This is a genomic window from Micromonospora phaseoli (assembly GCF_900109115.1).
Taxonomy (GTDB): domain Bacteria; phylum Actinomycetota; class Actinomycetes; order Mycobacteriales; family Micromonosporaceae; genus Micromonospora; species Micromonospora phaseoli.
Genome location: NZ_FNYV01000001.1, coordinates 19,892 through 33,418, shown reverse-complemented (window position 1 = coordinate 33,418; position 13,527 = coordinate 19,892). Strand labels below are relative to the sequence as shown.

Below are 13,527 nucleotides of genomic sequence, written 5' to 3'. Positions count from 1 at the left end.
GACCCCGCCAGTCAGCAGTCCCGCGCGCGACGCGGCGGCACCGTCCCGGGCCGCGCCGCGGCGGTGATCGGACGGTGGTCGTGACGGGCCGGCGTCGAGACCCGGGTCAGGAGCCCTGGGCGACGAAGGCGGCGATGTCGTCGGCGATCTGTTCGGGCTGTTCGCCGCTGACGGCGTGGGAGGCGCCCGGGTAGAGCCGAACGGTGCCGCGGCGCAGTACGCGTTCGGCTGTCTGGACGGCGGCCGGCGGGTCGTGCATTACCGAGTCTCCGGCGATGACGGCCAGGACGGGCAGGTCGAGTGCGCGAAGGCGATCCTCGCTGATCCTGGCGGGTTGCGGCAGTCGCAGCCGGTAGTGCTGCATGCCGGCCTCGATCATGTCGGCGACCGGCACGTCCTCGACCGGCGCGCCGCCGGCGGTGTAGGAGTTGAAGCTGTCCCGCCAGGATCTCGGCAGCCAGGGCAGCGCGGCGGGAAGTGATCGCACGATGGTGCCGAGCGGCATGTCGGCGAAGACCTGGACCGGGTCGATGAGGGTGATCGACGCGATGTGGTCGGGCCGGTGCAGGGCGAGGTTCACCGCGGTCCAGCCGCCGATCGACAGGCCGACGAGGTGGAACTTCTCCGCCGGCAGCGCCCGGAGGGTCTGGTGCAGCCACTCCGCCTGGTCGCCGTCGTCGTCGATCGGGCGTGCCTGCACGCTCATGCCCGGCTCACCGAGCAGGTCGATCGTGTAGACGTCGCCGATCTCCAGCAACAGGGGAAGGTTGTCGGCCCACACCGGTGAGGCCGACGCGCGCCCCGGAAGCAGCATCAGCGGCGCGGTGCCGGTGCCGGTGCCGGTGCCGGTGCCGGTGCCGGCGAAGCGGTAGACCCGGACGATGCCGTAGTCGGTGCGTACGTCGATGCTCTCCTGCGGTTCGGGCATGTCCGCGAAGGCCCTGGTGTAGGCCCGCAGGAACCGGTCCTGTCCGTCGGCGCTGTCCCAGTGGCCGACCGGCGCGGGGGTACGCATCGCGAACGCGACGAGCAGCGCGATCAACCCGAGCCCGACCAGCACCAGGCGCAGTGGACGTGACCTGGGGCGCAGCCGGCTCAACGCATTTACGATCGACTGACGCATCGAACCTCCTAACCGATCGGTAGATTCTCTGACCGTACGGTAGGATCTGGCGGGTGGCAAGGAGACGAGAATCGGCCGCCGGTGACGGACGGCCCGAGCTGACCCTGACCGAACGCGCCCGCCGCGCCCAACTGATCGAGGTGACGATCGAGCTGGTGGCGGCCAAGGGCTACGCCGGCGCCTCGCTGGCCGCCATCGCCGAGCGCGCCGGCATCACGAAGGCCGCAGTGCTCTACCACTTCCCCACCAAGGCCGCGGTCGTCCGCGCGGCGCACGAGCACGCTCTGAGCGCGCTCGTCGGCGAGGTCGCCACCGCCGTCGAGGCGGCCGGCCCCGAGGACGGGCCGGCGGCCTACATCCGATCGATGGTGGGTCACCTGCGGAAGCACCCCCGGCACACCCGCATGATCATCGAGGCGATGACCCACGACGAGGGCGACCACGATCCCGCCGCCCGATGGCGCCCGCTGGCCGAGCTGATCACCGTTGCCGGCCACGCCCGGGGCGCCAGTGCTGACGGTGACGCCCGGACAACCGCGATCATCATCGGCGGCGCCATCGACGCGATCGTCTCCGAGCAGCTTCACGACCCCGACTACGACACCGCAGCGGCGGCCGACCTCCTCGTCGAGCTGCTCGGGCGCAAACTCTCGCCGTGACTGGCCCTGCCGCTACCCGGGGAGATGTGATCGCCGGCCCGGCCCGGCCCGACCTGCCCGACCACCCGGCCTCACTCCGCCTGCCAGCTGAGCCAGCACCGGTCGTGCTGGAAGCCCGCTCGCTGGTAGAGGGACACCGCCCGCTCGCTGGAGTGGACAGTGACGTGCTCCAGATCCAGCCGGCGCGCCCGGGCCAGCACGGCCTCCATCAGGGCCGCGCCGACCCCGCTGTCCCGCAACTCCGGCACCACGTACACCGACTGGACATCGCCGCAGCGCCGCACCGGCTGCGCGGGAGCGGGCACCCGCTCGGCGACCATCAGCCACGCCATGGCGACCGCCTCGCCGTCCGCCTCGGCGAGAAAGGCCAGATGGGTCGGGAGACGGTCGCCGACCCAGGCCGCGAAGAACTCCACGAAGGCGGCCCTCTCGGTCCCGGGATCGTCGCCCCCCTCGGTCACCCACCGCCACCGGAGGCTGCCCAACGCCTCGGCGTCGGCCGCCGTCGCCGCGCGTACGGTCACCCGCATCTCGACTCCCATGCCGGGAAGCGTTCAGGGCCGGCCGTCCCGACCTCCCTGCGAGTGTGACTCACCGGCCTGGATGCCGGCGGCGGGCAGCACCTGGAACACCGGGTACGCCGCGGCGGTCCGGGCGAACTCGACCATCGGCGCTCCCCGCCGGACCGGCAGATGCGGTCGAGCTCCCGGAGCCTTGTCCAGGTAGTGCCGCAGGATCGGTGCCCGCTGCGGGACGGGCACCTCCACCAGCAGCACCGGCCGGCGTCGGCCGCGCCGCAGCACCGCCCGCCCTGCGGCGGCCCGCACGTTACGCACCCAGTTCGCCTGCTCGCCGAGCATCGACACCAGGTACCGCCCGCCCTGGTAGTCGACAGCCACCACCGGGAACGACACGGTCCGGCCACTGACCCGACCCGCCACCTCCAACGTGACCCAGTTGGCGGGTGCGAGGAAACCCGTGGCGAACTGCCATGCCGAGAATCGGTTCATCACCCGGGCCAGCCAGTTCGGTCTGCCACCCCGATACATCCACCGCTTCAGGCGGTAGCGGCGGGAACCACTCACCCCGTCCATGTTCGGTCCTCTCCCGCGTCGGCCTGCATCGCCTCGACCGTACGAGGCCGGTGGCCGCGTTCGAAGAGGCGGAAGTCCCCACGTGGCATCACCGCCTCGAAGGAGGGCAGACGTTCGCTGTGCGGTCGCCGGCAGCCCGACTACCGCGGCGGACAGCCCCGGGCGCGGTAGAAGACGTGGCTGCCGAGGCGCCCGCGACCACGGCCGGCCTCAGCGATGTCGGTCAGGCCGGCGTCGTGCAGGGCGGTGAGCACCCGGTCGACGAGATCACTGGCCAGGCGTGGATGGTGACGGGCCAGGCGGGCGCTGAGTCCGTGTTCGTGCGCGGCACCGCCGGTGTCGACGACGTGCAGTTGCCCGTTGGGCCGCAGCACCCGCCGGATCTCCGCCGCGGTTCGCGCCATCTCCCGGTCATCGAGATGGTGCAGCATGAAAGAGGACAGGATCCGGTCGATGCCTCCATCGGGGAACGGCAGTTCACCGGCGTAGGCGCGGTCGAACCGGATCGGGACCTTGGCTCGGGCGGCCTTGCGTCGAGCCTTCCGCAAAGCCCCCGGGTCCGGGTCGATGCCAATCATCTGGACGTCGCGGCGGCGGCGGGCCAGCGCCAACAACAGATTTCCCGTGCCACAGCCGATCTCAAGTACCTGTTGACCGGGCCTAAGGTCGGCGCGATCGAGGAGTTGGTCGTGTACCCGCGTCACCCCGGCGAGGCGGCTGAGCGGGTCGTACAGGGGCAGTAGCCAGCTGCGGCCCATCGGTGGCAGGTACGGCTGCTCCTTGGCGGTGTTGGCGGGTCCAGTCATGTCGAGCTCCTGTCTGCGACCTGATCCGACGAAACTTGGTCGTACGATCAGCGTCATGCGGCGCACAGCAAGGAACAAGGTCGGATCTGTGGCCGAGATAAGACAATCCTTGGCTGGCGACGCGTACTGGTCACAGGCCCGGTCACCGGTTCCGGTCGCCTTCTTCGACCGCGCGCCAGGAGCTCCGGCGGTAGCGATCGCTCGCGTCACCGACGACACCCCGACGGGCAAGACCGGGGCCCATTCGCACGACTTTCTCGTCCTGTTCTATGCGCATCGAGGCAGCGGCACGGTGCTGATCGACGAAGCGGTCTGGACGGTGAACGAGGGAGACATATTCATCATCGCTCCTGGTCAGGTCGTCTCGGCGATCGACCCGCACCGAAAACTCGTCATCGACGGATGGGTGGTGTGGTTCCCGACCGACGTCATACGGCCCGGAACGGGCGGCCCGTACTCGTCGTGGCGGACCCATCCCCTGCTGTTCCCCTTCGCCCTGGGCGTCGAACGCGCGCAGCGGCTTCGGATTCCAGCCTCCGGGCGCGCCGAGTGGTGGCAGCGCTTCGTCGCCATCGACGCGGAGCTGCGAGGCCGGCGCGACGGCTACCACGAGGCCACCCATGCCCTACTGACCTTGCTACTCGTCGACCTGTCCCGGCTCACCACCGACATCACCGACACGCTGCGGGCTCGGGACGAACCGTTGCTCGCCGCAGTCTTCGACGCGATCGAGCGCCGATACCACGAGCCCATCTCGTTGGCCCAGATCGCCGCCGAGCTGGCACTCTCCCCCGGCCACCTCACCACGGTCGTACGTCGCAAGACCGGGCGGACCGTACAACAATGGATCACCCTGCGACGCATGCAGCAGGCACGGCTACTACTGACCGACACCGACCTGACCATCGCGACGATCAGCCGCCGGATCGGCTATCCCGACACCAGCTACTTCATCAAACGCTTCCGCACCGACCACGAGATGACGCCCGCACAATGGCGTAGCGCCGCTCTCCCGGACTCTCGAACGATCGACTGACCGGCCCTGCGCCATGCACGCGGCTGCGCCGGGCAGCAAGATGCACCTACACCCCTACCCGGGTCCTTTCCATCTCGATCGGACGGCGCAGCCTGGGCGTGAGGTAGGCGGTCACCAGCAGGGACAGCATGGCCATGATGACCATCGCCGTGGCGACCGGCACCCACTGCGCGAGGGCACCTGCGACCAACGCGGCAACCGCCTGCATGGTCAGTAGGCCGGCCGAGTGCAGGCCGAGGGCCTGGCCCGACAGCCGGCGGTGGTCGGCCCCGGGGGTCAGGCCGGCACGGGCCTGGCCCCCGGGGCTGTCCATCAGGCGCGTCGGCTCCACTGCTGGTTCGCGCCGCCGTTGCAGGACCAGAGAATGATCTTCGTTCCGTTGGCGGTGGCGGCGCCGTTGGCGTCGAGACAGAGTCCGGACTGGACGTTCGTGATGGTGCCGTTTGCGTTGATGTTCCATTGCTGGTTGAGGCCACCGTGGCAGTCCCAGATGATGACAGTGGTGCCGTTCGTGGTGCCCGCCCCGTTCGCGTCCAGGCACTTGTTGCCGTAGACGGTCAACTGCTTGCCGGCGGTGTAGGTCCACCGCTGGTGGACGCCGCCGGAGCAGTCCCAGAGCTGCATCTGGGTGCCGTTGGTGGTGGTGGCGTTGGGGGACTCGATGCAACGGCCGGACTGGCCGCCCACGATCTGTGCGTCAGGCGTGCTGCCGGTGCCCTGCCGTCGGACGAGAGACTTCGACTCGGCCGATCGGTTGCCCTGCGCGTCGATGACGTAGAGCCGGTAGTCACCCGACGACGTCGGCACCGCGATGGACGTGGCGTTGCCGTCCGCCCTGGTCATCGTGGGGCCTGCGGCAAAGGTGGTGGTGCCGGCGGGTGCCAACCAGAGGGACCCGGTCGGGTCGCCGCTGCTGCGGATCGGGATCGAGGACGTGCCGCTGCCGACGAACGTGCTGGCCGGTAGGACGTAGTCCTGCATGGGCAGGTTGCGCGGCTGGGTGATGTCCCGGAACGGGTCCTGGAGCCCGGAGTTGACAGCGATTCCATAGGCTGCCGCCGGCCAGACGTAGTCGGCGGAGACGAGGATGTCGTGGATCGTGCTGTTGGGCAGATTCTTCTGCGAGACCTTGTTGATCGGGCCGTACGTCTGCGTGATGCTCAGGTCGTGCTTACGTCCGAAGTCGTCGGAGTTGATCATCCAGGTGATGTTCTTGTCCACGCTCAGGACGTTGTCCCGGAAGGTGATGAACGCCGAGCCCTCGTCCGGGTGGAGTCCATACTTGTGGCCGGCCGGAACGCCGTGCAGATAGTTGTTGTGGATCGTGGTCCCCGGCTGGCTGCCGAGCGTATAGATCGGGGCCGTGTCGCTGAGTCGCTGCACCGTGTCGATGATGTGGTTGTGACTGATTGTGTTGTTCTTCGCCGTGGTGGTCGGCCGGTTGGGCGCGATCGACCCTGAGGATCCGTCGAAGTTCCACCACCCCCAACCCATCGTGATACCCGCCCACGGAGCCTTCTCGATGCGGTTGTTCTGCACCGTGAGGGTGTCGGCGAAGTACGCCGCGACCGCGCCGTGCCCGTTGAACAGCACCGCACTATCGTGGATGTAGTTGTTCCTGATTTCGATGTTCTTCGGAAGCCCCTCGACCTGCGGCGGGTACTTCTCCCGGTTGCTCGACGTGTGATCGCCGATGTAGACGTGCTGCGGGTGACCGACACTTATCGCCGAGCCGGCGATGTCGTTCGTGTAATTGCCGATCAGCTGCGTGTTCGTCACGTCGTTGATCATGTTGATTCCGTCCGCCCCGGTGTGCGCGATCCGGTTCCGTTCCAACCGGATTCCGCTGGCGTTCTGCATGTGGATGATGCCGGGGGTGACGTCGACATTGCGGTAGTAGTAGACGTGGAAGTTGCCGCGCGCGTACGCCTGCGCGCCGAGATTGCCCTGCTGCGCCTGCTTGTACACCGAACCGGCGACGTTGAACAGGTTCCAGTCGGAGTGCCGCACGGTCAGGCCGGAGAAGGTGATGTTGCGCGCGTGGCTGCTTGTCGAGGTGCCGGCGATCCGCAGCACCGTCGCCACGTTATTGGGCGCGAAGACGGTCGCGGTGGACATGTTGTCGGCGCCGGCCTTGTAGTAGTAAAGCGTCCGACTGGACTTGTCGAAGTAGAACTCCCCCGGCGCGTCCAAGAACTCGTAGGCGTTCATGACCTTGTGGCTACCGGCAATCTGGGCGTTGCCGTTGAACGCCCCCTGGGCGATGGCTGCCCCCGGTTGCTGGAACAGGGCAATACGGCTCTGACCGTCGCCGCTCGTGGTCACCTGTCGCACTCCCACGATGGCAGTGGTCCAGGTGGTCGCCGTTTCGATCTCGATGTCGTCCTGGTTTCGGGGAATCGCCGGAAAATCGGCAGTGCTGTATCTTGCGCCCTCACACTGCGAGCCTGATTCCCAGGCCCAGTCGGCCTGCCCCGCGGTGATGTTGTAGGTGCCGTGGCACCCAGCCGACGTAATCGTCTTGGCCGCCATAAAGGCCCGCTGGCCGTTGACGTAGAGCGCCCGCAGCTTGTTGGCCCGGTCCAGCGGCGCCTTCCAGATGTTGCCGCTGTGCTGGGTCCAGCCGGTCACCTGCACGCCGGCCTCAAGCACCGGCGTCTCGCCGGGGTACGCGGCGTAGATCACCCGGTAGCCGTTGGTGCCGGAGTCGCTCGCCCCGAACTCGATGGTGCTGGTCACCGGATAGCTTCCACCGCGCAACTGGACCTGGATGTCGCCGGTCATGGTCGCGGTCTTCGTACGGACCACGTCCCGGGCCCGCTGCAGGGTTCGAAACGGTGCTGCGAGCGTGCCCGGGTTCGCGTCGTTTCCACCGGGCGCGACATAGAGCGTCTCCTGGACCGCGGCCACAGCCGGAGCTTGACCTGCGATCACGGCCGGCACGGTGGCGGAGACGAGCACCGCCAGCGCCACCAGGGAACCTCTACCGGCATGGACAAAGGATCTCATCTCTGCTCCCTCCACTCCCCTCGACGAACCGTGCCTCGACGAGAGGGTCAGACCCCGCCATTCGACAGACGAGCCGCCGCCCGGAGACCATTGACCGTGGTGCGCCGTCGAATGGCGGTCACGGGCAGCACAGACCCGCCCGCCGGTCGACCGACGGACGCCGGAGGAGCGACACTTCTGCATGCCGACAGGGAACTTCCGCTGCCAGGTTGAAGACTTTCTTCCACAATGAGGAAAGTCTGCCTGTAGCGTATGCGGCGGCCACCCTCAACGCAATAAGGAATTGATGTCTCAGACGGTTACAAATGAGCAGGGTAAATCGCTCGGAAGGCATGGGTGTACGCAATTCGGCTACGGCCTCGGGCGCCAGCCGGAAGGGTGTCAGCAGGGCGGACGATCGATTCTTCGCCAATAACGGAACCAGCCCTGATGAATGCGGGGTCGGGTGTGCCGAGTCAGCCTTTCTGCACCTGCCACTTCTGATTGTCGCCACCCCAGCAGGCCCAGAGCTGAACCTTGGACGTCGTGGCGTTCACGTCCAGGCAGAGGCCGGACTGCGCGCTGCGGATCGTGCCGTCGCCGCCGACCGTCCACCGCTGGTTGTCGCCGCCGTTGCACGCGTACGTGCCGACGACCGTGCCGTTCGTGGTCCCCCGGTTGTACGCGTCGAGGCACCGCTGTCCGGCGAGGGCGGTGATCTGCCCGCCCGCCGTCACGGTCCACCGCTGGGCGGTGGTGTTGTTGCAGGCGTACACCTGGACCTGGATGTTGGCGGTGGTGGCGCCGGGAATGTCCAGGCACTGCCCGGTGCCGACGTTGCGGAGCAGGCTCACCTCGTCCGGCACACCGCCGTCGTTGAGCCCCCAGGCATGCCTGAGCCGGTTGAGCCCGCTCGCGTTGGGGGTGCTGAGGGTGAGGTTGGTGCCGGTGCCGTGCAGTTTCTGCATGGCGTACCAGTCGTCGCCCTGACCGGCGGTGACCTTGCCACCCAGGCCCGGCCAGTAGATCGAGCCGATCCGCAGTTCCCGCAGCACGTCGGCGGTGGCGCGGAAGTAGCGCACGAAGTTGTCGGTGCTTGAGGCGTCGAGGTAGTTGAGCCCGGTGTCCATCGGCGCGCCGAACTCGTCCATCACGGTACGGGCGGCGCAGGAGCCGATCGCGTCCCGCAGGAACGTCACCCACTGGTCGTAGGTCTTCGCGCCGCTGAAGAAGGTGTAGTGGTGCAGCGACACGATCGTCCCGTCGAGCCGGCGGTCGGCACACATCGACTTGATGTCGGTGTTCAGGCCGGCGCCGCTGACGAAGACCCGGTGGCGGGGGATCGACGGGCGGGCGGTGAGCCAGTTGTTCACCACGTTTGCCCAGTCCGCCGCGCTGTGCCCGCCCGGCTCGTTCATCGGCTCGAAGTACACCAGGTCGTTGCCGCCGTACCTGGCGACCACCGTGTTCCACATGGTGTCGAAGGCTGTGCTGTTGACGATCCGGCCACCGCTGGCGGCCACGCCGTCGTCCCAGTAGGAGAGGACGACCTTGAAGCCCTTCGCCGTGGCCGCGTCGATCGTGCCGGTGTACGCGTTCCACCAGCTCGTACCCACGGTGTAGGTGTTGATCGGCAGCCGGACCGTGTTGGCGCCCAGGTTGTTCTGGAAGCCGGTGTAGATCGCGTTGGCCTTGGCCACCACCGTCGCGTAGCTGTCGGAGCTGCTCAGGCCGTGCAGGACCAGTGGTCCACCGTGGAAGTTGTCACCCAACCGGGCCCAGTTGACCCCACGGAAGCCGGTGGTGTCCGCGGCAGCGGGCGAGACACCACCCAGCACGGCGGTCGGCACCGCAAGGAGAGCGGCCAGGGCACCTGTGAGTATCCGGCTCAGGTAACGATGCGAGCGGGAACTGGCCATTGTCGTTCTCCTTCCGTGCGGTGCCGACTGCCGTGCTCGTCAGCTCAGGCCCGTGACCAGCGTTGGTTGGCGCCGCCGTGGCAGCCCCACACGATGACCGCTGAGCCGTTGGCGGTGGCGGCGCCGTTGACGTCCAGGCACAACCCGGTCTGGGCGTTGCTGATCGTGGCGTTGCTGTTGATGACCCACTGCTGGTTCGCCCCGCCGTGGCAGTCGTAGATCTGCACCCGAGTTCCGGCGGCGGCGTTGTTCGGCACGTCCAGGCACTTGCCCATCACCTGCAACGCCCGCCCGTTCTGGGTGAACTGCTGGTTGGCATTGCTGTGGCAGTCCCAGATGATCATCTGGGCGCCGTTTGCCGAACTCGCCCCGTTGACGTCCAGGCACCTGCCGGATGCCTCGTTGCGGAACCTGTTGCCGGTCGGGGTCGGGCTGCTGCCGCCGTTGAGCGTGTCGAGGACCGCCGTGTACGCGGGCTTCTTGTTGCCCGCGCAGTCGAAGAGCAGGGCGTTGTCGCCGCCGCGCCACGAGTCACAGTCCCGTACGCCCCACACGGTGATGCCGGTGCAGCGCGACACCGCCAGGCAGGCGCGGGTGACGGTGGCGTAGATGTTGGCCTGGTTGCCGCCCTGGGTGACGTCCAGCTCGGTGATCTCCACGTCCACACCCAGGTCGGCGAAGCGTTGCAGGTTGGCCTGGTAGTCGCCGGCGATCGTGGTGCCCAGGTGGGACTGGAAACCGACGCAGTCGATGGGCACGCCGCGCTGCTTGAAGTCGCGCACCATGTTGTAGATGCCTGTCGACTTCGCGTTGATCCCGTCGGTGTTGTAGTCGTTGTAGCAGAGCTTCGCGCCGGGATCGGCCGCCCGGGCGGCCCGGAAGGCGGCCTCGATCCAGTCGTTGCCGGTGCGCTGCAGGTTCGAGTCGCGCCGCGCGCCGCTACCGCCGTCGGCGAACGCCTCGTTCACCACGTCCCACGAATAGATCTGCCCCCGGAAGTGGCTGGCCACCTGGGTGACATGGTTGATGGCGGCGTTGCGCAGGTCGCCGCCAGAGAGGCCCTGTGCCCAGCCCGGCTGCTGGGCGTGCCACAACAGGGTGTGCCCGCGTACCTTCATGCCTCGCGAGCGGGCGTGGTTGACGATGCGGTCGCCGGCGCTGTAGTTGAACACTCCCCGCTGCGGCTCGGTCGCGTCCCACTTCATCTCGTTCTCGGCGACGAGGCTGTTGAACTCACTGTTCAGCACTGACATGTACGTGTTGTCGGAGAACTTGTACGTCCCGACGGCGGCGCCGAAGTAACGACCCTTCTCCGCCGCCGAGGTGCCCAACGTGGTGCCCGCGTTGGCGATGCCGGTGGGCACCAGCGCCATGCCGGCCACCAGCAACCCGACCACCAGCACCCGCAGCGCGGCCCCGGTGGACCACCGTCGCCGCGGAGAACCGCTCGGATGTACGAGATTCTTCATGTTTCCCAGCACCTCCAGAGTCGCGTCGCTTCGACGAGTTAGCGCTAACACCACCGGTCGGCTCAGGCGCTCATCGGGCCAGGACCACAGGGGACGAGAGAACGCTACGCATCGATGAAGGTGAGGTTGCCACAAAGTTACGGGGCGCTCAAGAAGTTCCACCCAATGACCTGAAGAGAATCGAGTTCGTCAAGGTCACCGCACCGAGCGCGCGGATCGACCGCAGCGGTTTCGATCTAGAGAACCTGTGGTCGAGAGATCCACAAAGGTGAACCGCATCAGTTGCGTCCCCTACCATTCCGCGCCATGTGCACGCGAACATCGCGCGGGTACGGGTAGCCCTCGTGACCTCAATTCGACCGCGGCGGAGAACCCGCAGAACTGCGGCCGGGCTCGCTGGGCACCGGCGGCCGACCCCTGCGGCACCGGCCCGGAAGCACTACCCGAGCGCCTTCCGTCGCCGGTCCCGGGCCCTGCTTTGACATAGATAGCCACTGATGTATTGTGGGAACGCTCCCAGACTGCGTACCCACTCCACCTGCTCGAGGAGCCGAAACATGTCACGACGGCGTTGGCGCTCCGCCCCCGCCCTGGGCGGGTTGCTCGTTCTGGTCCTGTCCGCGCTCCTGCTGCCACCGGCGTCGGTGGCCGGCACCGCCACGGCCGGCGCACCCCGCCCCAGCAGGGTGCCACTCACCGAGCTGACCGTGGTCTCGGAACAGGTGGCCTTCGGCCTACAGCGCCCGATCGCGCTCACCGGGCTACCGGACGGCCGGATGCTGATCGCGGAGAAGAACGGCACCGTCCGCGCCTACCACCCCGACACCGGCCTGGCGGCCGAACCGGTGCTCGACCTGACCGCACGGGTCGACACGTCGGGCAACGAGCGCGGCCTCCTCGGCATCACCCCCGCGCCGAACTTCGCGCGGACCGGGATGCTCTACGTGGCCTACACCAGTCTCCCGGCCGGCGCGCTGACCCTGGCGCGACTGCCGATCAACGCTCCCGAGCGGCTACAGGTGCTGCTCACCCAGGAGCACGCCGAATACAACAACCACAACGGCGGACAGGTGGCGTTCGGCCGCGACGGCTACCTCTACTGGTCACTCGGCGACGGCGGCCACGCGAACGACCCGTACAAGGCCGGTCAGGATCTCGGCACCCTGCTCGGCAAGATCCTGCGGATCGACGTCAACCGCAGCTGCGGAGCGAAGCCCTACTGCGTACCCTCCGACAACCCCTTCGTCCGCACGCGCGGCGCACGTCCGGAGATCTGGCTCTACGGGCTGCGCAACCCGTGGCGGTTCTCCGTCGACCCGGTCGACGGCTCGCTGTGGATCGGTGACGTCGGCCAGGGCCTGGTCGAGGAGATCAACCACATCCGCCCGTGGCAGGGTGGGGCGAACCTCGGCTGGTCCTGCCGGGAGGGCACCCCGGTGTTCGACCCGGAGCAGTGCCGGCCGGGCGTGAAGTACACCGACCCGGTCTTCGAGTACGAACATTTCCTCACCGAGAACTGCTCCGTGACCGGCGGCGTGGTGTACCGAGGATCCGCCACCCCGGAGGCATGGGGCACCTACGTCGCAAGCGACTACTGCTCGACCCTCGCGTTCGCCGTACGTCCCAACCCCAGGGGCGGCTACGAGACCGCCACGATCGGCAACTTCCCCATCCAGCCGACGGCGATCGACACCGACGTGCACGGCGAGCTGTACGCGCTCAGTGACCTGCCCGGATGGCTGAGCCGGGTACGGTTCGAACGGGTCCAGCCGGCCCCGAGCGGCGGACCAGCGAACCGCTGAACCCCGGGCTAGGAGTTGACCGCCGCTCCGGTGCGATCCAGTTACCGGCAATTCCCCGCCGACCGCCGCTCGCTACCCGCCGCCGTCGCCTTGGTCGTCGCATCTCCTGTTCTCCGGCCGCGGTCTCGGCTTCGGTCAGCCCTCTTCACGGACGACGATGTTCAGAGCCTTGACCGCCATACGGGTCAGGTCGGAAAGCTGGCCGGCACCGAGAGCGACACGCTGCGGTGAGCCGCCGCGGAAGCCGCGTGCTCGCTGGCCTCGCCCAGCTACACCGCGCGGAAGCACACGCGATGCTCGGCCAGGTTCGAGACCGCTCTGAGGCCCTTGGAGCCGCTGAAGATCACTTCACCTCGATGGGCTCACAGGATCCGGCGTCAGCTCTCTACTGTCCCAGCCATCATGCCCGACTTGCGGGCTCTTGCTGGCTGTCGTTGAACAGGCCGGCCGACGCAATCAAGGCGTTGGAGAAGGCCCACCAACTTGTCGCCGCACGTCGCAAGTCGACGGCTGTCGTCCTTGGCAATCTCACCCTCGCCAACATCCGTCACCGCGACCTTGAAACAGCCATTTCCTACCTGCATCAAGCCATCAGTGCAGCCCGCCCCCGTCCAACGGCTCCCGACCACCG

The 13,527-nt window shown here is 67.9% G+C and carries 11 protein-coding genes; 3 read left to right on the top strand and 8 right to left on the bottom strand.

What is annotated here, in order from left to right; all coding sequences use genetic code 11:
- Positions 1–106: 106 nt before the first annotated feature.
- Positions 107–1,123, bottom strand: coding sequence for an alpha/beta fold hydrolase (locus BMY89_RS00125; RefSeq protein WP_092373346.1), 1,017 nt, complete (start codon positions 1,121–1,123; stop codon positions 107–109).
- Positions 1,124–1,176: 53 nt separating this feature from the next.
- Here BMY89_RS00125 and BMY89_RS00120 point away from each other — a divergent pair, with 53 nt between their 5' ends.
- Positions 1,177–1,782: a TetR/AcrR family transcriptional regulator gene (locus BMY89_RS00120; RefSeq protein WP_198413946.1), complete on the top strand. Its 606-nt coding sequence runs from the start codon at positions 1,177–1,179 to the stop codon at positions 1,780–1,782.
- A gap of 71 nt (positions 1,783–1,853) precedes the next feature.
- Here BMY89_RS00120 and BMY89_RS00115 read toward each other — a convergent pair whose 3' ends face one another.
- From BMY89_RS00115 to BMY89_RS00105, 3 genes are all read right to left on the bottom strand, one after another.
- Complete coding sequence (locus tag BMY89_RS00115; protein ID WP_232520987.1) at positions 1,854–2,324, bottom strand: GNAT family N-acetyltransferase; 471 nt, start codon at positions 2,322–2,324, stop codon at positions 1,854–1,856.
- A 12-nt stretch (positions 2,325–2,336) separates the two neighbouring features.
- A complete protein-coding gene (locus BMY89_RS00110; RefSeq protein WP_092373344.1) occupies positions 2,337–2,876 on the bottom strand; it encodes a nitroreductase/quinone reductase family protein in 540 nt (179 codons plus the stop codon).
- A 140-nt stretch (positions 2,877–3,016) separates the two neighbouring features.
- A complete protein-coding gene (locus tag BMY89_RS00105; protein WP_092373342.1) occupies positions 3,017–3,682 on the bottom strand; it encodes a class I SAM-dependent methyltransferase in 666 nt (221 codons plus the stop codon).
- A 55-nt stretch (positions 3,683–3,737) separates the two neighbouring features.
- Here BMY89_RS00105 and BMY89_RS00100 point away from each other — a divergent pair, with 55 nt between their 5' ends.
- Positions 3,738–4,718 (top strand): AraC family transcriptional regulator, encoded by a 981-nt coding sequence (locus tag BMY89_RS00100; protein ID WP_092373340.1) that lies wholly within the window; start codon positions 3,738–3,740, stop codon positions 4,716–4,718.
- A gap of 46 nt (positions 4,719–4,764) precedes the next feature.
- On the opposite strand, the gene BMY89_RS30215 is transcribed toward BMY89_RS00100, so the two are convergent.
- The 4 genes from BMY89_RS30215 to BMY89_RS00080 all read right to left on the bottom strand — a co-directional run bounded on the left by BMY89_RS30215 (position 4,765) and on the right by BMY89_RS00080 (position 10,998).
- A complete protein-coding gene (locus tag BMY89_RS30215) occupies positions 4,765–5,031 on the bottom strand; it encodes a hypothetical protein (RefSeq protein ID WP_175510258.1) in 267 nt (88 codons plus the stop codon).
- Positions 5,031–7,727: an RICIN domain-containing protein gene (locus BMY89_RS00090; RefSeq protein WP_092373338.1), complete on the bottom strand. Its 2,697-nt coding sequence runs from the start codon at positions 7,725–7,727 to the stop codon at positions 5,031–5,033. The genes BMY89_RS30215 and BMY89_RS00090 overlap by 1 nt, the downstream gene beginning before the upstream one ends.
- Positions 7,728–8,182: 455 nt before the next feature.
- Positions 8,183–9,625 carry a ricin-type beta-trefoil lectin domain protein gene (locus BMY89_RS00085; protein WP_092373336.1) on the bottom strand — a complete coding sequence of 481 codons (1,443 nt, stop codon included), beginning with the start codon at positions 9,623–9,625 and terminating at the stop codon, positions 8,183–8,185.
- A 44-nt stretch (positions 9,626–9,669) separates the two neighbouring features.
- The gene (locus BMY89_RS00080; RefSeq protein ID WP_232521049.1) at positions 9,670–10,998 is read right to left on the bottom strand and encodes an endo-1,4-beta-xylanase; all 1,329 of its coding nucleotides are present in this window, start codon (positions 10,996–10,998) and stop codon (positions 9,670–9,672) included.
- Between the two features lie 653 nt (positions 10,999–11,651).
- Here BMY89_RS00080 and BMY89_RS00075 point away from each other — a divergent pair.
- On the top strand, positions 11,652–12,896 hold the full coding sequence (locus tag BMY89_RS00075) for a PQQ-dependent sugar dehydrogenase (protein WP_092373332.1): 1,245 nt from the start codon (positions 11,652–11,654) through the stop codon (positions 12,894–12,896).
- Positions 12,897–13,527 lie beyond the last annotated feature (631 nt).

What these genes read in the sequence shown, in the direction of transcription:
- BMY89_RS00125 (WP_092373346.1), bottom strand. Translation starts at nt 1,123, where the DNA reads ATGCGTCAGTCGATCGTAAATGCGTTGAGCCGGCTGCGCCCCAGGTCA.
- BMY89_RS00115 (WP_232520987.1), bottom strand. Translation starts at nt 2,324, where the DNA reads ATGGGAGTCGAGATGCGGGTGACCGTACGCGCGGCGACGGCGGCCGAC.
- BMY89_RS00110 (WP_092373344.1), bottom strand. Translation starts at nt 2,876, where the DNA reads ATGGACGGGGTGAGTGGTTCCCGCCGCTACCGCCTGAAGCGGTGGATG.
- BMY89_RS00105 (WP_092373342.1), bottom strand. Translation starts at nt 3,682, where the DNA reads ATGACTGGACCCGCCAACACCGCCAAGGAGCAGCCGTACCTGCCACCG.
- BMY89_RS00100 (WP_092373340.1), top strand. Translation starts at nt 3,738, where the DNA reads ATGCGGCGCACAGCAAGGAACAAGGTCGGATCTGTGGCCGAGATAAGA.
- BMY89_RS30215 (WP_175510258.1), bottom strand. Translation starts at nt 5,031, where the DNA reads ATGGACAGCCCCGGGGGCCAGGCCCGTGCCGGCCTGACCCCCGGGGCC.
- BMY89_RS00090 (WP_092373338.1), bottom strand. Translation starts at nt 7,727, where the DNA reads ATGAGATCCTTTGTCCATGCCGGTAGAGGTTCCCTGGTGGCGCTGGCG.
- BMY89_RS00085 (WP_092373336.1), bottom strand. Translation starts at nt 9,625, where the DNA reads ATGGCCAGTTCCCGCTCGCATCGTTACCTGAGCCGGATACTCACAGGT.
- BMY89_RS00080 (WP_232521049.1), bottom strand. Translation starts at nt 10,998, where the DNA reads ATGGCGCTGGTGCCCACCGGCATCGCCAACGCGGGCACCACGTTGGGC.
- BMY89_RS00075 (WP_092373332.1), top strand. Translation starts at nt 11,652, where the DNA reads ATGTCACGACGGCGTTGGCGCTCCGCCCCCGCCCTGGGCGGGTTGCTC.